18 protein-coding genes are annotated in these 20,722 nt (G+C 61.9%); 2 read left to right on the forward strand and 16 right to left on the reverse strand.

The annotated features are described in order from the left end of the window. The first annotated feature begins 133 nt into the window (after positions 1–133). A complete protein-coding gene (fdxA, locus tag FEM01_RS06685) occupies positions 134–457 on the forward strand; it encodes a ferredoxin FdxA (RefSeq protein WP_138218533.1) in 324 nt (107 codons plus the stop codon). Between the two features lie 472 nt (positions 458–929). Here the strand turns inward: fdxA and rpoS are convergent, their stop codons facing one another. From rpoS to FEM01_RS06725, 8 genes are all read right to left on the reverse strand, one after another. Further along, the gene (gene rpoS, locus FEM01_RS06690; RefSeq protein ID WP_102684067.1) at positions 930–1,937 is read right to left on the reverse strand and encodes an RNA polymerase sigma factor RpoS; all 1,008 of its coding nucleotides are present in this window, start codon (positions 1,935–1,937) and stop codon (positions 930–932) included. 105 nt (positions 1,938–2,042) lie between these two features. After that, a complete protein-coding gene (locus FEM01_RS06695; protein WP_138218535.1) occupies positions 2,043–2,906 on the reverse strand; it encodes a peptidoglycan DD-metalloendopeptidase family protein in 864 nt (287 codons plus the stop codon). 179 nt (positions 2,907–3,085) lie between these two features. After that, a complete protein-coding gene (locus FEM01_RS06700; RefSeq protein ID WP_171030926.1) occupies positions 3,086–3,724 on the reverse strand; it encodes a protein-L-isoaspartate(D-aspartate) O-methyltransferase in 639 nt (212 codons plus the stop codon). 38 nt (positions 3,725–3,762) lie between these two features. Then, positions 3,763–4,512 carry a 5'/3'-nucleotidase SurE gene (surE, locus tag FEM01_RS06705; protein ID WP_138218539.1) on the reverse strand — a complete coding sequence of 250 codons (750 nt, stop codon included), beginning with the start codon at positions 4,510–4,512 and terminating at the stop codon, positions 3,763–3,765. Continuing rightward, positions 4,500–5,558: a tRNA pseudouridine(13) synthase TruD gene (gene truD / locus FEM01_RS06710; RefSeq protein WP_138218541.1), complete on the reverse strand. Its 1,059-nt coding sequence runs from the start codon at positions 5,556–5,558 to the stop codon at positions 4,500–4,502. Before truD ends, surE begins: the two co-directional genes overlap by 13 nt. Continuing rightward, on the reverse strand, positions 5,555–6,028 hold the full coding sequence (ispF, locus tag FEM01_RS06715) for a 2-C-methyl-D-erythritol 2,4-cyclodiphosphate synthase (protein WP_138218543.1): 474 nt from the start codon (positions 6,026–6,028) through the stop codon (positions 5,555–5,557). The genes truD and ispF overlap by 4 nt, the downstream gene beginning before the upstream one ends. Before the next feature lie 166 nt (positions 6,029–6,194). Beyond that, on the reverse strand, positions 6,195–7,043 hold the full coding sequence (gene fghA / locus FEM01_RS06720; RefSeq protein WP_138218545.1) for an S-formylglutathione hydrolase: 849 nt from the start codon (positions 7,041–7,043) through the stop codon (positions 6,195–6,197). 10 nt (positions 7,044–7,053) lie between these two features. Further along, positions 7,054–8,166 carry an S-(hydroxymethyl)glutathione dehydrogenase/class III alcohol dehydrogenase gene (locus FEM01_RS06725; RefSeq protein ID WP_013971270.1) on the reverse strand — a complete coding sequence of 371 codons (1,113 nt, stop codon included), beginning with the start codon at positions 8,164–8,166 and terminating at the stop codon, positions 7,054–7,056. Positions 8,167–8,274: 108 nt separating this feature from the next. On the opposite strand from FEM01_RS06725, the gene FEM01_RS06730 reads away from it, so the two are divergent. After that, positions 8,275–9,177 carry a LysR substrate-binding domain-containing protein gene (locus FEM01_RS06730; RefSeq protein WP_138218547.1) on the forward strand — a complete coding sequence of 301 codons (903 nt, stop codon included), beginning with the start codon at positions 8,275–8,277 and terminating at the stop codon, positions 9,175–9,177. Positions 9,178–9,297: 120 nt separating this feature from the next. On the opposite strand, the gene ispD is transcribed toward FEM01_RS06730, so the two are convergent. From ispD to dnaE, 8 genes are all read right to left on the reverse strand, one after another. Continuing rightward, a complete protein-coding gene (gene ispD / locus FEM01_RS06735) occupies positions 9,298–10,005 on the reverse strand; it encodes a 2-C-methyl-D-erythritol 4-phosphate cytidylyltransferase (RefSeq protein ID WP_138218549.1) in 708 nt (235 codons plus the stop codon). Then, positions 10,002–10,283 (reverse strand): cell division protein FtsB, encoded by a 282-nt coding sequence (ftsB, locus tag FEM01_RS06740; protein ID WP_138218551.1) that lies wholly within the window; start codon positions 10,281–10,283, stop codon positions 10,002–10,004. Before ftsB ends, ispD begins: the two co-directional genes overlap by 4 nt. A gap of 156 nt (positions 10,284–10,439) precedes the next feature. Next, entirely contained in the window at positions 10,440–11,729 is a 1,290-nt protein-coding gene (gene eno / locus FEM01_RS06745; protein WP_003252333.1) for a phosphopyruvate hydratase, read from the reverse strand. 152 nt (positions 11,730–11,881) lie between these two features. Then, on the reverse strand, positions 11,882–12,727 hold the full coding sequence (gene kdsA / locus FEM01_RS06750) for a 3-deoxy-8-phosphooctulonate synthase (protein ID WP_138218553.1): 846 nt from the start codon (positions 12,725–12,727) through the stop codon (positions 11,882–11,884). A gap of 3 nt (positions 12,728–12,730) precedes the next feature. Then, complete coding sequence (locus FEM01_RS06755) at positions 12,731–14,359, reverse strand: CTP synthase (RefSeq protein ID WP_138218555.1); 1,629 nt, start codon at positions 14,357–14,359, stop codon at positions 12,731–12,733. Positions 14,360–14,627: 268 nt separating this feature from the next. Next, positions 14,628–15,911, reverse strand: a complete 1,284-nt coding sequence (gene tilS, locus FEM01_RS06760; protein WP_138218557.1) for a tRNA lysidine(34) synthetase TilS — start codon at positions 15,909–15,911, stop codon at positions 14,628–14,630. Positions 15,912–16,069: 158 nt separating this feature from the next. Then, positions 16,070–17,017, reverse strand: a complete 948-nt coding sequence (locus FEM01_RS06765) for an acetyl-CoA carboxylase carboxyltransferase subunit alpha (protein WP_138218559.1) — start codon at positions 17,015–17,017, stop codon at positions 16,070–16,072. A 105-nt stretch (positions 17,018–17,122) separates the two neighbouring features. Next, positions 17,123–20,647, reverse strand: coding sequence for a DNA polymerase III subunit alpha (gene dnaE / locus FEM01_RS06770; RefSeq protein WP_138218561.1), 3,525 nt, complete (start codon positions 20,645–20,647; stop codon positions 17,123–17,125). Positions 20,648–20,722 lie beyond the last annotated feature (75 nt).

The raw sequence follows: 20,722 nt of genomic DNA on the forward strand, positions 1-20,722 counted from the left end.
CCCGCGCAAGCTGGTAGAATCCGGCGCGGTTTGCGTGTGCTGCAGGTTATTAGCCTGGCCTGCAGCCAAAATCGTGAACCGCGCTGCCCTGGAAGGAAGGGCAAGCTGCCGTCGCCTGAGGAGAGAATTAGAAATGACCTTCGTCGTCACCGACAACTGCATCAAATGCAAGTACACCGACTGCGTGGAAGTCTGTCCGGTGGACTGCTTCTACGAAGGCCCGAACTTCCTGGTGATTCACCCGGACGAGTGCATCGACTGTGCGCTGTGCGAGCCTGAGTGCCCGGCCCAGGCCATTTTCTCGGAAGACGAGATCCCGGCAGGCATGGAGAACTTCATCGAGCTCAACGCCGAGCTGGCTGAAATCTGGCCGAACATCACCGAGAAGAAGGACGCCCTGCCGGACGCCGAAGCGTGGGACGGTAAACCTGGCAAGGTTGCCGATCTGGAGCGCTAAAACGTTCACACACGAAAAAGGCCCGCAACGGGCCTTTTTTGCTTTTCAGCGGGCAAAAAAAGGGGCGGTTTGACCCGCCCACATTTTTTCCGTAGTCCCTGTATATCCCAACTCATCGTCCTGATGAATCGCGTCGTGCGATGTCCTTGGCCATCATCCTTGAAAGCCTGTGCCTGTCCCTTGGCACAGTTCGAATACTAGCGATTTTCAGGCAGGTAACAAGGGGTAGATTTCTCAGGGAGTTTCATCTGACATATTTAGAAAAATCTGATAAATTCTTTAAATTCAATAACTTAGAAAAATACATACACCGAGAAGGACGTTTATTTACCTATCCCGACGCCGTTTGCTTACATAACGCGTAAGAGAACGCTTACATGTAAAGTGATGGCGGTAGATAAATCAATGTTTCGGCCACATCAACGAAAACGCCCCGAGGTCATCGGGGCGTTTTTGCCAGGTGTACTGGCGGCTACTGGAACAGCGACTCGCTGGACAGGCCATTTTTCTCCAGGATCTCGCGCAGGCGCTTGAGCCCTTCCACTTGAATCTGCCGTACCCGCTCGCGGGTCAGGCCGATCTCCAGGCCAACGTCTTCCAGCGTACTGCTTTCATGGCCTCGTAGGCCAAAACGCCGCACCACCACTTCACGCTGCTTGTCGGTCAGTTCGCCCAGCCACTGATCGATGCTCTGCGACAGGTCATCGTCTTGCAGCAACTCGCAAGGGTCAGTCGGGCGGTCATCGGTGAGGGTGTCAAGCAGTGTCTTGTCTGAGTCAGGGCCAAGGGACACGTCCACCGACGAAACCCGCTCGTTCAGCCCCAGCATGCGCTTGACCTCCGACACTGGTTTCTCCAGCAAGCTGGCGATTTCTTCAGGTGACGGTTCGTGGTCGAGCTTCTGCGTCAGTTCCCGCGCGGCGCGCAGGTAAACGTTGAGTTCCTTGACCACATGGATCGGCAGCCGGATAGTGCGCGTCTGGTTCATGATCGCGCGCTCGATGGTCTGACGGATCCACCAAGTAGCGTAGGTCGAGAAGCGGAAACCTCGTTCGGGGTCGAACTTCTCGACCGCGCGGATCAGACCCAGGTTGCCCTCCTCGATCAGGTCGAGCAGTGATAACCCACGGTTGACGTAACGGCGAGCAATCTTCACCACCAGACGCAGGTTGCTTTCGATCATACGCTTGCGACCTGCCGGGTCGCCTTTTTGCGAAAGCCGCGCGAAATGTACTTCTTCCTCCGGCGAAAGCAGAGGCGAGAAACCGATCTCGTTGAGATACAGCTGGGTGGCATCGAGCGCACGGCTGTAATCGATGTATTTGTGCTGTTTGAGCGAGGCGCCCTGTTTCGACTTGGTCCGAACCGATGGTACAGCAGGTTCGTCTGACACCACATCCGTTTCCAAAACGATCCCTGTCTCCATCAAGAGCAGGTCATCGTCGATGTCAAACTCCGGCACTTCTTTGCTGAGAGCCATTGTTGTAGTCCTTTGCTGAGTTCGAACTCAGACTCGAGCGTCACCTTTCCATGGCAGCGCTGGAGCCCGTCCCCTCTACATTCAAGGAACAGGCCGGAACTTGGATCAACGGCGCGGCAAGAACTGGAGCGGATCGACGGGTTTGCCCTGGCGGCGAATCTCAAAGTGCAGCTTCACCCGATCAGTGCCCGTAGACCCCATCTCTGCAATCGTCTGCCCTGCCTTGACCTGCTGCCCCTCCCGAACCAAAAGCCTGCGGTTATGACCGTAGGCACTGACGTAGGTATCGCTGTGTTTGATGATGACCAGCTCGCCGTAACCCCTCAAGCCACTGCCGGCGTAAACCACTGCACCATCAGACGCGGCAAAAACAGGCTGTCCCAAATCACCGGCGATATCAATGCCTTTATTCAAACTACCGTTTGAAGCAAATTTTCCAATCAGCACACCGTTCGCAGGCCATGTCCAGCCGCCTACGGCGCGCTCTGCAGCCGGGACCTGGGCAACCGTTTGCGTCGAGGTCGAAGGCGCCACGGTGGCCGTTTTGCCACCCGTGGAGGCTGGCGCAGTAGTGGCAATTGGCCGACGAATGACCGTTGTCTTGCTTGACGAAGAAGGGCTGGAAACGACCGTCGTGGATCCTCCGGCGGTACTGTTGAAGCGAATGGCCTGCCCCGGACGGATGGTGTAGGGAGCTGCAATGTTGTTGCGCGCAGCAAGTTCCTTGTAGTCCCAGCCGTAGCGGAAGGCGATGGAGAACAGGGTGTCACCTGGCTTGACCACGTATTGTCCCGAGGTGACCGTAGGACGCTTGGGCGCGCTGCTGGCGCCATTACTGCGATCGACCACGCGCGCACCGCTGGAGCCTGTGCTCGAGCAACCGGCCAACAGGGTTCCCATGGCAAGCGCGAGCACCAGAAGCTTCAAACCCGAACGATACCTGCGCTGCCGAACGACTGTGTGACCCACCCGCGCTCCCCTCATGGTGCAGTAAAGATGACGATATGAAATGCAATATTGTTGCAATTATACCCGAGCCGCTCGTAATTAAGGGGCTCGGTCAGCCTCGCGGTATGCGCCAGCCTCGCCGAATAGACAGGGCCCACGCCGAGTAATTCGTTGAGGGCGCAAATATTATCCGGGGCGCCTCAGGCCAGCGGGCCGCCCAACAGTGGCACGAAACGCACCGCTCCGAGCACACGCCGGGAGAAACCGTGCTCTTCGCGCACGATCAGCATCAATTGCTGAGCTTCTCCGGCAGGGCCCACCGGAATCACCATACGCCCGCCGGGAGCGAGCTGGTCGAGCAGGGCCTGGGGCACCTCAGGGGCCACAGCGGTCACGATGATGCCGTTGTACGGTGCCAGTGCCGGCCAACCTTCGCAGCCATCGCCCCAGCGAAACACCACGTTACGTAGGTTAAGCTCGAGCAGACGCTCCTTGGCCCGGTCCTGCAGAACCTTGATGCGCTCGACCGAGAACACCCGCTCCACCAACTGGGCGAGGATCGCGGTCTGATAGCCGGAGCCGGTGCCGATCTCCAGCACTTTGTCCAGTGGCCCGGCCTCCAGCAACAACTCGCTCATGTGCGCGACCATGAACGGCTGCGAGATGGTCTGGTTGTGCCCGATCGGCAGCGCGGTATCTTCATAGGCCCGATGGGCCAGGGCTTCGTCGACGAACAGATGGCGCGGGGTACGACGAATGGCTTCGAGCACCTTGGCGTTCGATACACCCTCCTCGTACAAGCGCTGGATCAACCGCTCGCGAGTACGTTGGGAGGTCATGCCGATCCCGCGGCGCATCAGATCGTCCTGCTCGCGCATCAGAGCACGCCCTCCAGCCAGCCATCGAAGCACTCGAAGGCGTCGTTGAAGGTGCGGTCGAGCTGCAAAGGCGTAATGGAAACATAGCCTTGCATCACCGCATGGAAGTCCGTACCCGGCCCGCCGTCCTCGGCGTCACCGGCCACGGCAATCCAGTAACCTTCCTTCCCGCGTGGGTTGACCACCTTGGTCGGCGCTGCGGCGCGTGCGCGGTGCCCCAGGCGGGTCAGCTGGATGCCACGGATATGCGCCAGCGGCAGGTTGGGAATGTTGATGTTCAAAACGGTGCGCGGCGGCAACTCAAGGCGCGCCTGTGCCTCGACCAGACGACGGGCGATGTACGCAGCGGCCGGCAGGTTGTCGGGCTGGCGCGACACCAGCGAGAACGCAAGCGACGTCCCCCCGAGGAAGCGCCCTTCCAGCGCTGCGGCGACGGTGCCGGAATACAGCACGTCATCGCCCAGGTTGGCACCCAGGTTGATCCCCGATACCACCATGTCCGGCGCATCGGCCAGCAAGCCGTTGAGCCCCAGGTGCACGCAGTCGGTGGGGGTGCCGTTGAGGCTGATGAAGCCGTTGGCGAGCACCTGCGGGTGCAGCGGGCGATCCAGCGTCAGGGAACTGCCGGCACCGCTCTTGTCTTGGTCAGGGGCAATCACCGCGCACTCGGCATAATCGGCCAGCGCAGCATGGAGCGCGGCGAGGCCGGGAGCGGTAACACCGTCGTCATTGGAAATCAGAATACGCATGGGCTGTCCGTCTGCCCTACCGGCACCAGATCGACGAGTTCGCGCACCACCACGGTGGCGAAGCATCCGGCCGGAAGGACGAATTCCAGTTGCAGAATATCAGGCTCGGGATAATGCCACGTCAGCCGCCCAATAGGGAGCCGCAGAATGCGTCGTTCGTGATCCATGCCCGCCCGCGCCAGCCATTGGCACAGCGCCGGATGGCGGGCAGCAATGGCGCTTTCCAAAGCCTGGGGGGCGCCAGCGCCCGGTGCATCGCCCTCGCCCCACAGCGGACCGGTGGGGTGCAGGTCGAGAATCGCCAGGCGCGGATCGGAACACTCCTGCTCACCCGCCGCAAAGAAACTGCGGCTGTCGGTGAAGGCCAGCAGGTCGCCGACCTGAGCACGCTGCCACGTGCCGTCGGCCACTCGGGCGGCCAGCACCTGGTTGAACAGGTAGCTGCGCCCGGCCGAAAGCAGTCGCGAACGCACATTGCGCTGCTCAGGCAACGCTTGGCGCGCGGCCCAGTCCTGGGCATCGTGGACGTTGCCGCCGGCATGCCCGAAACGCTGGGCACCGAAATAGTTCGGCACACCGCACTGCTTCAATTGTTCGAGGCGCGCATCGATCGCCGCGTGCTCAGCGGTCAGACCGGTCAGACGCAAGGTGAAGCCGTTGGCCGAATGTGCTCCACGCTGCAATTTGCGCGAATGGCGCACCTGCTTGAGCACACGCAGCGTGTCGTCTTCAGCGCGCGACAGGTCGGGGTCGGCCTTGCCCGGCAAGTGCAGGCTGAACCACTGGCGGGTCAGGGCCTGGCGATCCTTGAGGCCGGCATAGCTGATGGTGCGCACCGGCACACCGGCAGCGCGGGCCAGGCGGCGGGCGGCTTCCTCTGTATTGAGGTCGCGTTTCTCGACCCACAGCCACAGGTGCTCACCCTGCCCGGACAACGGGATGTCGAGCACTTCATCGACCTGGAAATCTTCGGCCACTGCCTTGAGCACCGCAGTGCCCAACGCCTCGCCCGAGGCCCTTGGCCCCAGCAGCTCCAGTTCGGTCATGCTGGCAACAGCAGGGCGACAGCGTGCACGGCAATGCCCTCCTCGCGACCGGTGAAGCCGAGCTTCTCTTCGGTGGTGGCCTTGACGTTGACCTGGTCGAGGTCCACCTGCAGGTCTTCGGCGATGCGCTGACGCATGGTTTCGATGTGTGGGGCCATCTTGGGCGCCTGGGCCACGATGGTGGCATCGACATTGCCAACCTTCCAGCCTTTGCCACGCACCACGCCAACCACATGACGCAACAGCACACGGCTGTCAGCCCCTTTGAACTGCGGGTCGGTATCGGGGAAATGCTTGCCGATGTCGCCCAGGGCCGCAGCACCGAGCAAGGCATCGCTGACGGCGTGCAGCAGCACGTCGCCGTCGGAGTGGGCCAGCAGGCCGTATTTGTGGGGGATACGCACCCCGCCCAGGGTAATGAAATCACCGTCGGCAAAACGGTGCACATCGTAGCCGTGGCCAATACGCATAGAAAAACGCCCTGATTGAGTCAGGGCGTGATTCTACCTGCTTTGCGCAGTCTTGGGCGCAGACGAGTCGCAAGCGAGCTTCGAGCTGCAAGTAAAAGCCAGATCGCGAAACGTCAGCCCACGCGGTCCGGCTTTTACTTGTCGCTTGCAGCTTGCCACTTGTAGCTTAAAGGCGCCCCAAGGCCAGCGCGTGATGGCGCAGGTGCTCGTCGATGAAGCTGGCGATGAAGTAGTAGCTGTGGTCATAGCCTGGCTGCAGACGCAGGGTCAGCGTATGTCCCCCCTTGCGCGCAGCCTGCTCCAACGCCTGCGGCTTGAGCTGCTTGTCGAGGAAATCATCACGGTCGCCCTGGTCTACCAGCAGCGGTGGACACTCGCCCGCCTCGGCCAGCAACACGCTGGCATCCCACTCGCGCCAGCGTGCGCGGTCTTCGCCTAAGTAACGCGAGAACGCCTTCTCACCCCACGGACAATCGATGGGATTGCTAATAGGCGAGAACGCCGACACCGAACGGTAGCGCCCAGGGTTACGCAACGCGCACACCAGTGCACCGTGCCCGCCCATGGAATGACCACTGATGCCGCGCTGATCGGAGGCCGGGAAGTGCGCCTCGATCAGTTTCGGCAACTCGTCCACCACATAGTCGTGCATGCGGTAGTGCTGAGCCCACGGTTGCTGGGTAGCGTTGAGGTAAAAACCCGCCCCCAGGCCAAAGTCCCAGGCACCGTCTGGATCGCCCGGCACCCCATCGCCACGCGGGCTGGTGTCGGGCGCGACGATGATCAAGCCAAGCTCGGCGGCCAGGCGCTGGGCACCGGCCTTCTGCATGAAGTTCTCGTCAGTGCAAGTCAAGCCACTGAGCCAGTAGAGCACCGGCAGTTTCTCGCCTTGCTCGGCCTGCGGTGGCAGGTAAACGGCGAACACCATGTCGCAGCCCAGCACCGTGGAGCGGTGCCGATAGCGCTTGTGCCAGCCGCCGAAGCTTTTCTGGCAGGAGATGTTATCCAGCGTCATGGCAAAGGCCTCAGAAGTGGATGACGCTGCGAATGCTCTTGCCTTCGTGCATCAGATCAAAGGCCTTGTTGATGTCTTCCAGGCCCATGGTGTGGGTGATGAAGGTGTCGAGCGGAATCTCGCCCTTCTCGGACATTTCGACGTAGCTAGGCAGCTCGCTGCGGCCACGCACGCCGCCGAACGCCGAACCACGCCAGACCCGACCGGTCACCAGCTGGAAAGGACGGGTTGCGATTTCCTGGCCAGCACCGGCAACGCCGATGATCACCGACTCACCCCAACCCTTGTGGCAGCACTCCAGCGCGGCACGCATCAATTGCACGTTGCCGATGCACTCGAAGGAGAAGTCCACGCCACCGTCGGTAAGATCGACGATGACTTCCTGGATCGGACGGTCGTAGTCCTTCGGGTTGATGCAGTCGGTGGCGCCCAACTGACGGGCGATCTCGAACTTGGCCGGGTTGATATCGATGGCGATGATGCGCGAGGCCTTGGCCTTGACAGCACCGATCACCGCCGAGAGGCCGATGCCGCCCAGGCCGAAGATGGCCACGGTGTCGCCGGCCTTGACCTTGGCGGTGTTGAGGACTGCACCGATACCGGTGGTGACGCCACAGCCGAGCAGGCAGACCTTCTCCAGCGGTGCTTCTTTCTGGATCTTGGCAACGGAGATTTCCGGCAGCACGGTGTACTCGGAGAACGTCGAGGTACCCATGTAATGGAACAGTTGCTGGCCCTTGTAGCTGAAACGCGTGGTGCCGTCAGGCATCAAGCCCTTGCCCTGGGTGGCACGAATGGCCTGGCACAGGTTGGTCTTGCCCGACAGGCAGAATTTGCACTTGCCGCATTCTGGGGTGTACAGCGGGATCACATGGTCACCCACCGCCACGGACGTAACGCCCTCGCCCACCGCCTCGACGATGGCCCCGCCTTCATGGCCCAGGATCGACGGGAAAATGCCTTCCGGGTCGGCGCCCGATAGGGTGTAGGCGTCGGTGTGGCAGACGCCGGAGGCGACGACGCGCAGCAGCACTTCACCGGCCTTGGGCATGGCCACGTCGACTTCGACGATTTCCAGGGGTTTCTTGGCCTCGAAGGCTACGGCGGCGCGGGACTTGATCATCAACGGTCTCCAGACTGGGGGTCGAATACAGACGAACAGTGTAATTCACAGGCTTTTGGGGAATAATCCGACCAGTTAAAAAACATTATTGCCACACAGGGATAATTGATGCTCAACGGCTGGGAAGGGATCGACGAGTTCGTCGCAGTTGCCGAGATCGGGCAGTTCACTGCGGCAGCCGAGCGCCTGGGAGTGTCCTCCTCGCACATCAGTCGGCAGATCGCCCGGCTCGAAGAACGTCTGCAAACCCGGCTGCTGTACCGCAGCACCCGCCGGGTCACCTTGAGCGAGGCCGGCCAGACATTCTTGCAACACTGCCAACGCTTGCAAGATGGCCGCGAGGAAGCGCTGCGGGCCATGGGCGATTTGGCCAGCGAGCCCAAGGGACTGCTGCGCATGACCTGTGCGGTGGCCTATGGTGAACGCTTCATCGTGCCGCTGGTGACGCGGTTCATGGGGTTGTACCCACAGCTGCGGGTGGAAGTGGAGTTGAGCAACCACACCTTGGACTTACTGCACGAAGGCATGGACCTGGCGATCCGCCTGGGGCGCCTACAAGATTCGCGGCTGGTGGCCACGCGCCTGGCGCCACGGCGCATGTACCTGTGCGCTTCACCGGCGTATCTGGAACGCTATGGTAGGCCCCATAGTCTGTCGGAGCTGGCGCGGCACAACTGCCTGATCGGCAGCTCCGACCTGTGGGCACTGCAACAAGATGGCCGCGAAATCAGCCAACGGGTGCAAGGCAACTGGCGCTGCAACAGTGGCCAAGCAGTACTGGACGCGGCGCTGCAAGGCATGGGGTTGTGTCAGTTGCCGGATTACTACGTGCTCGAACACCTGCACAGCGGCGCACTGGTATCGCTGCTCGAAGCCCACCAGCCACCCAATACCGCCGTGTGGGCGCTGTATCCGCAACAACGTCACCTGTCGCCCAAGGTCAGGCGACTGGTGGACTACATGAAGGAAGGATTGGCGGGGCTACCGGAATATCGGGCCACCGCCGTGTAGGAGCGGCCTTGCCGGGGCGCCGGACCGGCCGGAAAGGGGCGCGAAGCGGCCCTAAAATTTCGGACTCATGCAAAATCGCCGGGGCCGGGCCTGCGCTCCGGCAAGGCCGCTCCTTGGGAGTCAGCGCCGGACAGCCCAGCGCTGACGCAACCACTCCAAGTCTTCCGGGCGAGTCACCTTTAGGTTGTCACTGCGCCCTTCCACCAACCGGGGCGCGTATCCGGCCCATTCGATGGCGGACGATTCATCGGTGACCGCAACCTCCGACACCAGGCACTCGGCCAGGGCACGGTGCAGCATCCCCAGACGGAACATCTGCGGCGTATAGGCCTGCCATATGGTGCTGCGGTCGACCGTGGCACTCACCCGGCCATCTGCGCCAGCGCGCTTGAGGGTGTCGCGTGCCGGGACCGCCAACAGGCCACCCACCGGGTCGTCGGCCAACTCGACCAGCAAGCGGTCGAGATCGCTGCGCGCCAGGTTCGGCCGGGCGGCGTCATGCACCAGCACCCAGTCGTCGTCCGCCGCACCTTGCGCATGCAGCAGCAGCAACGCGTTGAGCACAGAGTCGGCACGCTCGCGCCCGCCGGGCGCTCGTTGTATGCGCGGATCGCTGGCCAAGCGTAAGCCAGGCCAGTACGGATCGTCATCGGCAATGCTGACCACCACGCCCTTGAGCGCAGGGTGGTCGAGAAAACAGTCGAGGCTGTGCTCGAGAAGGGTCTGCTCGCCCAGCGGCAGGTATTGCTTGGGGCGGTCGGCAGCCATACGGGCACCGACACCCGCAGCAGGAATCACGGCCCAGAAAGCCGGTAATGGGTGGGTCATTTTTGCGGCAGCTGGTAGAGGGTTTCGCCGTCCTTGACCATCCCCAGTTCATGACGAGCCCGCTCTTCCACGGTCTCCATACCTTTCTTCAACTCCAGGACCTCGGCATCGAGCACACGATTACGCTCCAGCAGCCGCTCGTTCTCGGCGTGCTGTTCGTCAATCTGCTGCTTGAGCTCGGCCACTTGCGCCAGGCTGCCATTACCCACCCAAAGGCGGTATTGCAGGCCGCCGAGCAGCAGGAGCAGGACAAGAAACAACCAATAGGGACTGCGCATGAAGATATCCAGGTATAAAGGCCGCCGCAGCGAGCTTCCAATAGCACGAAGCCTGGCCGAGGCCAGGCTTCGTCGACAGAAACCCGTGGGAGATGCCTGAACGGTCACTCAGAACGTTCGGGCTGCCCCGGCTGCTGCCTTTTTACCATCTCTTGCTCAGCCGCGAAACTCGGCGCGGCCACGGTAGACGGCCTTGGCGCCCAGTTGCTCTTCGATACGCAGCAGTTGGTTGTACTTGCTGACGCGATCGGAACGGCACAGCGAACCGGTCTTGATCTGGCCGGCAGCGGTACCGACTGCCAGGTCGGCAATGGTGGAGTCTTCGGTTTCGCCCGAACGGTGCGAGATGACGGCGGTGTAGCCGGCAGCCTTGGCCATCTGGATGGCTTCCAGGGTTTCGGTCAGCGAGCCGATCTGGTTGAACTTGATCAGGATCGAGTTACCGATGCCCTTCTCGATGCCTTCCTTGAGGATCTTGGTGTTGGTGACGAACAGGTCGTCGCCTACCAGTTGAACTTTCTCACCGATCTTGTCGGTCAGGATCTTCCAGCCAGCCCAATCGGACTCGTCCAGGCCGTCTTCGATGGAGATGATCGGGAAGCGCTCGGTCAGACCTTTGAGGTAATCGGCGAAACCTTCGGCATCGAACGACTTGCCTTCACCGGAAAGGTTGTACTTGCCGTCTTCATAGAATTCCGACGCAGCGCAGTCCAGGGCCAGGGTAACGTCGGTACCCAGCTTGTAGCCGGCTTTCTCGACGGCTTCGGCGATAGCGCCCAGGGCGTCTTCGTTGGAAGCCAGGTTCGGGGCAAAGCCACCTTCGTCACCCACGGCGGTATTCAGGCCACGGGCCTTGAGCACAGCCTTGAGGTGGTGGAAGATCTCGGTGCCCATGCGCAGGCCGTCGGAGAAGGTCTTGGCGCCAACCGGCTGAACCATGAACTCCTGGATGTCGACGTTGTTGTCGGCGTGCTCGCCGCCGTTGATGATGTTCATCATCGGCACCGGCATCGAGTACTGGCCAGGGGTGCCGTTGAGGTTGGCGATGTGCGCGTACAGCGGCAGGTCCTGGTCCTGGGCAGCGGCCTTGGCGGCAGCCAGGGAGACGGCCAGGATGGCGTTGGCGCCCAGCTTGGCCTTGTTCTCGGTACCGTCCAGCTCGATCATCGCGCGGTCCAGGGCTTTCTGGTCGGACGGATCCTTGCCCAGCAGCAGGTCACGGATCGGGCCGTTGATGTTGGCAACGGCTTTGAGTACGCCCTTGCCCAGGTAACGGCTCTTGTCGCCATCACGCAGCTCCAGCGCTTCGCGCGAGCCAGTGGAGGCACCCGACGGCGCGCAGGCGCTGCCGATGATACCGTTGTCGAGCAGTACATCGGCTTCTACGGTCGGGTTGCCACGCGAGTCGAGAACTTCACGACCTTTGATGTCGACGATCTTTGCCATTGTTGTAAGCACTCCAGAATTGACGAAAACAACGCAGCTTTGGGAATTCTTGCCGTTCACCAGGCGACATGGCACGGGCAGGCCTGGCGAAGGGAGCCCCTGACCTAACGGTCAGGGGTGGAACGGGCGGTACTTTACCCGAGAAACGAGCTTTACGCGGTTTCTACCGTCGGAAAACTCTTCACCAGGTCGTCCAGTTGCTTGAGCTGGCTCAGGAACGGCTCCAGCTTGTCCAGGCGCAGGGCGCACGGACCGTCGCACTTGGCGTTGTCCGGGTCCGGGTGCGCTTCGAGGAACAGGCCCGCCAGACCCTGGCTCATACCAGCCTTGGCAAGGTCGGTGACCTGAGCACGGCGGCCACCGGCGGAATCGGCACGACCACCCGGCGTTTGCAACGCATGGGTGACATCGAAGAACACCGGGTACTCGAACTGCTTCATGATGCCGAAGCCGAGCATGTCCACCACCAGGTTGTTGTAGCCGAAGCTCGAACCGCGTTCGCACAGGATCAACTGGTCGTTGCCGGCCTCGACGCACTTGGCGAGGATGTGCTTCATCTCGTGAGGCGCAAGGAACTGCGCCTTCTTGATGTTGATCACGGCACCCGTCTTGGCCATCGCCACGACCAGATCGGTCTGGCGCGACAGGAAGGCCGGGAGCTGGATGATGTCGCACACTTTGGCCACCGGTTCGCACTGGTAGGGCTCGTGCACGTCAGTGATCACCGGCACGTTGAAGGTGCGCTTGATCTCCTCGAAGATCTTCAGGCCTTCTTCCATGCCCGGGCCGCGGTACGAGGTCACCGACGAGCGGTTGGCCTTGTCGAAGCTGGCCTTGAACACGTACGGGATCCCGAGCTTTTCGGTCACCCGCACGTACTCCTCGCAGACCTTCAGGGCCAGGTCACGGGATTCCAGGACGTTCATGCCGCCGAACAGGACGAACGGCTTGTCGTTGGCGATCTCGATGTTACCGACGCGAATGATCTTCTGAGTCATGGATCAGGCCTTGTTCTTCTGTGCCAGGGCAGCCTTGACGAAACCGCTGAACAGCGGGTGACCGTCACGTGGCGTCGAGGTGAACTCCGGGTGGAACTGGCAGGCGACGAACCATGGATGATCCTTCGACTCGACCACTTCGACCAGCGCGCCGTCATCGGAACGACCGGAAACCACCAGGCCAGCCTCGACCAGTTGTGGCAGCAGGTTATTGTTCACTTCGTAGCGGTGACGGTGGCGCTCGGTGATCACGTCGCTGCCATAGCAGTCGTGAACCTTGGAGCCGGCCGTCAGCTGGCAGTCCTGAGCGCCCAGGCGCATGGTGCCGCCCAGGTCGGACGCTTCGGTACGGATCTCGACCGCGCCGGTGGCATCTGCCCATTCGGTAATCAGGCCGACGACCGGGTGGCCGCTGTTGCGATCGAACTCAGTGGAGTTGGCGTCTTTCCAGCCCATCACGTTACGCGCGAACTCGATCACCGCGACCTGCATGCCGAGGCAGATGCCCAAGTAGGGAACCTTGTTCTCACGGGCATATTGCACGGCAGTGATCTTGCCTTCGACGCCACGCAGACCGAAGCCGCCCGGGACAAGAATGGCATCGGCGCCTTCGAGTAGGCTGGTGCCCTGGTTCTCGATGTCTTCGGAGTCGATATAACGCAGGTTGACCTTGGTGCGGTTGGTAATGCCGGCGTGGCTCATCGCTTCGATCAGCGACTTGTACGCATCCAGAAGCTCCATGTACTTACCGACCATGGCGATGGTGACTTCCTGCTCAGGGTTGAGCTTGGCATCGACCACCTTGTCCCACTCGGACAGGTCGGCGCTGTTGCACTGCAGGCCGAAGCGCTCGACGACGAAGTCGTCCAGGCCCTGTGCGTGCAGCACACCAGGAATCTTGTAGATGGTGTCGACGTCTTCCAGCGAAATCACCGCACGCTCTTCGACGTTGGTGAACAGTGCGATCTTGCGACGCGACGAGGCATCGACCGGGTGATCGGAGCGGCAGATCAGCACGTCCGGTTGCAGACCGATGGAGCGCAGTTCCTTGACCGAGTGCTGGGTCGGCTTGGTCTTGGTCTCGCCAGCGGTGGCGATGTACGGCACCAGGGTCAGGTGCATCAGCATCGCGCGTTTGGAGCCCACTTCGACGCGCAACTGGCGGATGGCCTCGAGGAACGGCTGCGACTCGATGTCACCGACGGTGCCGCCGATCTCGACCAGCGCGACGTCGGCGTCGCCTGCACCTTTGATGATGCGGCGCTTGATCTCGTCGGTGATATGCGGGATGACCTGGATGGTCGCACCCAGGTAATCACCACGACGCTCCTTACGCAGCACGTGCTCGTAGATGCGGCCGGTGGTGAAGTTGTTGTTCTGGGTCATCGTGGTGCGGATGAACCGCTCGTAGTGGCCCAGGTCGAGGTCGGTCTCGGCGCCGTCGTGGGTGACGAACACTTCACCGTGCTGGAACGGGCTCATGGTGCCCGGATCGACGTTGATGTACGGGTCCAGCTTGAGCATGGTGACCTTGAGCCCCCGCGCTTCCAGGATGGCCGCCAGGGAAGCCGAGGCAATGCCTTTCCCCAATGAAGAAACAACACCGCCCGTGACGAATATGTAGCGCGTCATGAAAAACCCTAGAAGTCTGCGTTAAGGCGGCATGGGCCGCCGGAGAAAGCGAAGGAAGGCCGAAGCCCCCGATCACCTGCGTCAATCACAGTGCATCTCGAACAACTGCCGCGTCTGTACAGACCGGGGTGTACCCAGTTTGGAGCTCGCTCGTCATTTTAAGAATCAGCCCAGCAAAAAACTGCTTGGTAATCGGCAACTCCTGTGTTTTCGAGGAACCCACAGAAGCTGTATCAAGAAGGGAGGGTAGTCTACCCGAATGTACCCTTCAGCTCAAACCTTGCACGCGGGTCGCAGGTTGCCAGTGCAACTGGTAATCCTGCTCAGTCGACCAGGACAGGTTGGCCACTGCCAGCAACTGCTCGCCGCGGTACAGCAACGGCAGGCGCGCACGCACGAACTGCGGGATCTGCGCCTCGTTGAGCAAGCGCTTGAGATCACGCCGACCGCGCCCAGGCAACTGCATCACCTCACCGCCTTGGCGATAGGCGATGCGCAAGCCCTCCCCGCCCTGGCCGCCACCCAGCCACACATGGCCATTGCCGGGCAGGTGCAGGGGTTGGCTCGGGTCATGCCAAGGCTGCACAGCGTGCGGCGCATCCAGCCAGGCAGCGCTGACCCACCAGATCCGGCCATGACTGCGATGCAGCTCGCCATCGGTCAGCCGCCACACCGGCTGGGCATCCGCGGCAGCATCGCGCAGGTCGCTCCAGCCGGCCCAATGGCGAGTGTCAGGAAGCCGGGTGCGCTGGCTGAACCAATACAGCAAGGCATTGCGCTGACGGGCCGGCGACAACGCCTTGAGCGCATCAAGATTCAGGGACTCCACACCGAGCCAAGGGAGCGGCGCATCGACGCTGGCTGCCATCAGGTCGGTTTCGGCCAACTCCTCCAGCAGCCCCAGCGCCTCGCCCAAGTGCTCGGCACTGCGCGCCAGGTTGGCCTCAGCCTGTGGCCAGCGTTGACGCAGCAACGGGAAGACTTCGCCGCGCAGGTAGTTGCGGGCAAAGGCGCTGTCGGCGTTGCTGGGATCTTCGACCCAGCTCAGTCCGTGGGCATCGGCGTAAGCCTGCAACTGCTGGCGCGAGGTTTTCAACAGTGGCCGCACCAGGCTGCCCAAGCCAAGCGCGCGGGTCTGCGGCATGGCACTGAGTCCACGCAGGCCGGCACCGCGCAGCAGGCGAAACAACAAGGTTTCGGCCTGGTCGTCACGGTGCTGGCCCGTGAACAGCACTGCACCTGGAACCAGCAACTTTTCGAACGCCGCGTAGCGGGCGTCTCGGGCAGCCTGCTCCAGGCTCGCACCGGGTATGACACGTACGCGGATGACATCGAACTCCACGCCCAAGGCATCGCATACCGAACGGCAGTGCTCGGGCCAGGCATCGGCGGCGGCTTGCAGGCCATGGTGGATGTGCACGGCATGCAGTGGCGGTGCTCGATGGGTACGGGCGTAGTCGGCGAGCAGGTGCAGCAGGACGGTGGAGTCGAGGCCACCGGAGAAGGCAACATACCAAGCGGGGGCGTTTAGCCAGGGGGTGAGGTTGAGCATCAAGGCCTCACAGGGGGCAAGATCGACGGGGGCGCTTTGCGCCCCGTTCGCGGCACAAGGCCGCTCCTACAGGGATCGCGCAGTCTTTGATACTGCCGTTATCTCTGTAGGAGCGGCCTTGTGCCGCGAAAGGGCCGCAACGCGGCCCCCGAAATCCATCAGAGACCGTAGCTCATCAGGCGATCGTAACGGCGCTTGAGCAGCGCGTCATGGTCAAGCTTGCCGAGCATGTCCAGTTGCTCGATCAGGTCGGCACGCACGTTGGCGGCCATTGCCTGTGGGTCACGGTGGGCGCCGCCCAGCGGCTCCTGGATGACCTTGTCGACGATGTTCAGGCTTTTGAGACGCTCGGCGGTCACGCCCATGGCCTCGGCAGCATCGGCCGCACGGTCGGCGGTCTTCCACAGGATCGAGGCGCAGCCTTCCGGCGAGATCACCGAGTAGGTGGAGTACTGCAGCATGTTCAGCTGGTCGCACACGCCGATGGCCAGCGCGCCGCCGGAACCACCTTCACCGATGACGGTGGCGATGATCGGGGTCTTCAGACGGGCCATCACGCGCAGGTTCCAGGCGATCGCCTCGCTCTGGTTGCGCTCTTCAGCGTCAATGCCCGGGTAGGCGCCAGGCGTGTCGATAAAGGTCAGGATCGGCATCTTGAAGCGTTCGGCCATTTCCATCAGGCGGCATGCCTTGCGGTAGCCTTCAGGACGCGGCATACCGAAGTTGCGGCGCACCTTCTCGCGCACTTCACGGCCTTTCTGGTGGCCGATGATCATGACCGGCTGGTCGTTCAGGCGCGCGGTGCCCCCGACGATGGCAGCGTCATCGGAGAAATGACGGTCACCGTGCAGCTCTTCGAACTCAGTGAAGATGTGCTCGATGTAGTCGAGGGTGTACGGGCGGCGCGGGTGACGGGCCAGGCGGGCGATCTGCCAGCTGGTCAGGTTGCCGAAGATGCTTTCGGTCAGTGTGCTGCTCTTGTCTTGCAGACGGGAAATCTCGTCGCTGATGTTCAGCGAGTTGTCGTTACCCACCAGGCGCAGCTCTTCGATCTTGGCTTGCAGGTCGGCAATCGGCTGTTCGAAATCGAGGAAATTCGGGTTCATAGGCTTCCGTCTTGGGTCTACGGCCAGGCGGCCGGCCGGTTGATCCGTTTGGCGCCATACCTTAAGGGATCAGGCGCATAAAGGTCGAGATTAAAATTCGTCGTTTCAACGGTATTGCAGGAAGACGTTCTCACGTCCGAACTGGTCACGCAGCGCCTGGATCAGTCCATCGGCCGGGTCGATGCACCACTGTTCACCGAACTGCAGCATCGCCTTGGCGTCACTGCCGGTGTACTCCAGGGTAATCGGGCAACCGCCACGGTGACGGGTAATCAGCTCACCCAGCCAGTTCAGGCGATCGCCCTTGAGCGCGTCATGGGCGACCTTCAGTCGCAGGCTTTCGGCCAGCTTGGTGCGCGCATCCTCCATGGTCATGACCGTCTTGACGCGCAAGCGCAGGCCGCCGGAGAAGTCGTCGTTACTCACCTCCCCTTCCACCACCACCATCGCGTCGGTCTGCAACAGGGCCTGGGCGCCCATGAAAGCGTCAGCGAACAGCGACGCCTCGATGCGCCCGGAGCGGTCGTCGAGGGTCACGAAGCCCATTTTGTCGCCCTTCTTGTTCTTCATCACGCGTAACGCAATGATCATGCCGGCGATGGTCTGGGTATCGCGCGCAGGTTTGAGGTCAACGATGCGCTGGCGGGCGAAGCGGCGGATCTCGGCCTCGTACTCGTCGATCGGGTGACCGGTCAGGTACAGGCCCAGGGTGTCCTTTTCGCCTTTCAGGCGCTCTTTGAGCGTCAGCTCACGCACCTTGCGATGATTGGCATAGACGTCGACATCCGCCGCGTCGAACATGCTGCCGAACAGGTCGACATGGCCGCTGTCGGCGGTATGCGCCGCTTGCTCGGCAGCCTTGATCGCCTCGCCGAGCGCCGACAACAAGGTCGCGCGGTTGATATCGATGTGGGCCTGGTAGGCCTTGATTTCGTCATAGAAGTGCGGGCCCAGCCGGTCCAGTGCGCCACTGCGGATCAACGCATCGAGGGTACGCTTGTTGACGCGCTTGAGGTCGATACGCTCACAGAAGTCGAACAGGTCCTTGAACGGACCTCCCTGCGCGCGGGCTTCGACGATCGCCTCCACCGGCCCCTCACCGACGCCTTTGATCGCGCCCAGGCCGTACACGATGCGCCCGTCGTCGTTGACAGTGAACTTGAAGTCCGAGAAGTTCACATCCGGCGCATCCAGGCGCAGCTTCATGCTGCGCACTTCCTCCACCAGCACCACCACCTTGTCGGTGTTGTGCATATCCGCCGACAACACCGCCGCCATGAATGGCGCTGGATAGTGAGTCTTCAGCCAGGCGGTCTGGTACGACACCAGCCCGTAAGCTGCGGAGTGGGATTTGTTGAAGCCGTAACCTGCGAACTTCTCCACCAGGTCGAAGATGTTACCCGCAAGGTCAGCATCGATATTGTTGGCCACGCAGCCTTCGATGAAGCCACCGCGTTGCTTGGCCATTTCCTCGGGTTTTTTCTTACCCATTGCCCGGCGCAGCATGTCGGCGCCACCGAGGGTGTAGCCGGCCATGACCTGGGCGATCTGCATCACCTGTTCCTGATACAGGATGATGCCGTAGGTCGGCGCCAGGACCGGCTTGAGGCCTTCGTACTGGTAGTCCGAGTGCGGGTAGGCCAGCTCTGCGCGGCCGTGCTTGCGGTTGATGAAGTCGTCCACCATGCCCGACTGCAGCGGCCCCGGGCGGAACAGTGCAACCAATGCGATCAGGTCTTCCAGGCAGTCGGGCTTGAGCTTCTTGATCAGCTCTTTCATGCCGCGCGATTCAAGCTGGAACACCGCCGTGGTTTCGGCTTTTTGCAACAGCTCGTAGGTCTTGCGATCGTCCAGCGGGATGAAGTCGATATTGACGTCGGGCAGATTGCGCTTCTTCTGCTCGCGATTGATGATCTCCATCGCCCACTTGATGATCGTGAGCGTACGCAGGCCAAGGAAGTCGAACTTCACCAGCCCCGCTGCCTCGACGTCGTCCTTGTCGAACTGGGTCACCAGGCCGCCACCCTCTTCGTCACACGCGATCGGTGAGAAGTCGGTGAGCTTGGTCGGCGCGATCACCACGCCACCGGCGTGCTTGCCGGTACCACGGGTGACCCCTTCGAGCTTGAGGGCCATGTCCCAGATCTCGCGGGCGTCTTCGTCGCCCTTGAGGAAATCGCGCAGGATCTCTTCCTGCTCGTAGGCCTTCTCCAGGGTCATGCCCACTTCGAACGGGATCATCTTCGACAGACGGTCCGCCAACCCGTACGACTTACCCTGTACCCGCGCCACGTCACGCACCACCGCCTTGGCGGCCATGGTGCCGAAGGTGATGATCTGGCTCACGGCATTGCGCCCGTACGCCTCTGCCACGTAGTCGATCACCCGGTCACGACCGTCCATGCAGAAGTCGACGTCGAAGTCGGGCATGGAAATACGTTCAGGGTTGAGGAAACGTTCGAACAGCAGGTCGTAGGCCAGCGGGTCGAGGTCGGTGATCTTCAGTACGTAGGCCACCAGCGAGCCGGCACCCGAGCCCCGGCCAGGGCCGACCGGCACATCGTTGTTCTTGGCCCACTTGATGAAGTCCATTACGATCAGGAAGTAACCGGGGAAGCCCATCTGGATGATGATATCCAGTTCGAACTTCAAACGGTCCAGGTAGACCTGGCGCTTCTCTTCATAGTTGGGCGTGGTGTCCTTCGGCCAGAGCACCGCCAGGCGCTCCTCCAGGCCCTCGTGGGAGACATGCCGCAGGTAGTCGTCGATACCCATGCCGTTGGGCGTCGGGAAGTCTGGGAGAAAATACTTGCCCAACTGCACGCTGATGTTGCAGCGCTTGGCAATCTCGACCGTGTTGGCGATGGCATCGGGCAAGTCGCTGAATAGCTCGGCCATCTCCTCGGGCGACTTGAGGTATTGCTGGTCGCTGTAGCTGCGTGGGCGGCGCGGATCGTCCAGGGTCCAGCCCTCGCCGATGCACACGCGGGTCTCGTGGGCGTCGAAGTCGGTCTGCTTGATGAAGCGCACGTCGTTGGTCGCCACCAGCGGCGCGCCGAGTTGGTCGGCCAAAGCCACGGCGGCGTGAACATACTCTTCGTCACCGGCACGGTTGGTGCGCTGCAACTCGACATAGAAACGCTCCGGGAACATCGCCATCCAGTCGCCAAGCAACGCCTCGGCCTCGCCCTGGCGGCCGGCCAGCAAGGCCATGCCGATATCACCTTCGCGACCTGCGGACAGTGCGATCAGACCTTCGCTGGCCGGGGCGATCCAGTCGCGCTGGATGACCACCAGGCCGTTGCGCTGGCCCTCGGTCCAGCCACGCGAGATCAGCTCGGTGAGATTGCGGTAGCCCTTGGGGTTCATCGCCAGAAAGCAAATGCGCGACAGTGGCGCCTCGGCGTCGGCGCCGGCCAGCCACAGGTCGGCACCACAGATCGGCTTGATCCCCGCGCCCATCGCGGTCTTGTAGAACTTCACCAGCGAGCACATGTTGCTCTGGTCGGTGATCGCCACCGCCGGCATGTTCATCCCGGCCAAGGCCTTGGCCAGCGGCTTGATCCGCACTAGGCCATCGACCAAGGAGAATTCGGAGTGCACGCGAAGGTGAACGAAGGAAACCGACATGGAAAATCCTGTAGCAGTGCTGAACGACAAGGGCGCGATTGTAGCGTAAATAGCCGGAACGTTTGGGGCCGCTAC

The organism is Pseudomonas mosselii, assembly GCF_005796105.1.
Lineage (GTDB): Bacteria > Pseudomonadota > Gammaproteobacteria > Pseudomonadales > Pseudomonadaceae > Aquipseudomonas > Aquipseudomonas mosselii_C.

Bases quoted from the DNA above. Each gene is read 5' to 3' on its own strand.
- fdxA (WP_138218533.1), top strand. From the start codon at position 134: ATGACCTTCGTCGTCACCGACAACTGCATCAAATGCAAGTACACCGAC.
- rpoS (WP_102684067.1), bottom strand. From the start codon at position 1,937: ATGGCTCTCAGCAAAGAAGTGCCGGAGTTTGACATCGACGATGACCTG.
- FEM01_RS06700 (WP_171030926.1), bottom strand. From the start codon at position 3,724: ATGACCTCCCAACGTACTCGCGAGCGGTTGATCCAGCGCTTGTACGAG.
- surE (WP_138218539.1), bottom strand. From the start codon at position 4,512: ATGCGTATTCTGATTTCCAATGACGACGGTGTTACCGCTCCCGGCCTC.
- truD (WP_138218541.1), bottom strand. From the start codon at position 5,558: ATGACCGAACTGGAGCTGCTGGGGCCAAGGGCCTCGGGCGAGGCGTTG.
- ispF (WP_138218543.1), bottom strand. From the start codon at position 6,028: ATGCGTATTGGCCACGGCTACGATGTGCACCGTTTTGCCGACGGTGAT.
- fghA (WP_138218545.1), bottom strand. From the start codon at position 7,043: ATGACGCTGGATAACATCTCCTGCCAGAAAAGCTTCGGCGGCTGGCAC.
- FEM01_RS06725 (WP_013971270.1), bottom strand. From the start codon at position 8,166: ATGATCAAGTCCCGCGCCGCCGTAGCCTTCGAGGCCAAGAAACCCCTG.
- FEM01_RS06730 (WP_138218547.1), top strand. From the start codon at position 8,275: ATGCTCAACGGCTGGGAAGGGATCGACGAGTTCGTCGCAGTTGCCGAG.
- ispD (WP_138218549.1), bottom strand. From the start codon at position 10,005: ATGACCCACCCATTACCGGCTTTCTGGGCCGTGATTCCTGCTGCGGGT.
- ftsB (WP_138218551.1), bottom strand. From the start codon at position 10,283: ATGCGCAGTCCCTATTGGTTGTTTCTTGTCCTGCTCCTGCTGCTCGGC.
- eno (WP_003252333.1), bottom strand. From the start codon at position 11,729: ATGGCAAAGATCGTCGACATCAAAGGTCGTGAAGTTCTCGACTCGCGT.
- kdsA (WP_138218553.1), bottom strand. From the start codon at position 12,727: ATGACTCAGAAGATCATTCGCGTCGGTAACATCGAGATCGCCAACGAC.
- FEM01_RS06755 (WP_138218555.1), bottom strand. From the start codon at position 14,359: ATGACGCGCTACATATTCGTCACGGGCGGTGTTGTTTCTTCATTGGGG.
- tilS (WP_138218557.1), bottom strand. From the start codon at position 15,911: ATGCTCAACCTCACCCCCTGGCTAAACGCCCCCGCTTGGTATGTTGCC.
- FEM01_RS06765 (WP_138218559.1), bottom strand. From the start codon at position 17,017: ATGAACCCGAATTTCCTCGATTTCGAACAGCCGATTGCCGACCTGCAA.
- dnaE (WP_138218561.1), bottom strand. From the start codon at position 20,647: ATGTCGGTTTCCTTCGTTCACCTTCGCGTGCACTCCGAATTCTCCTTG.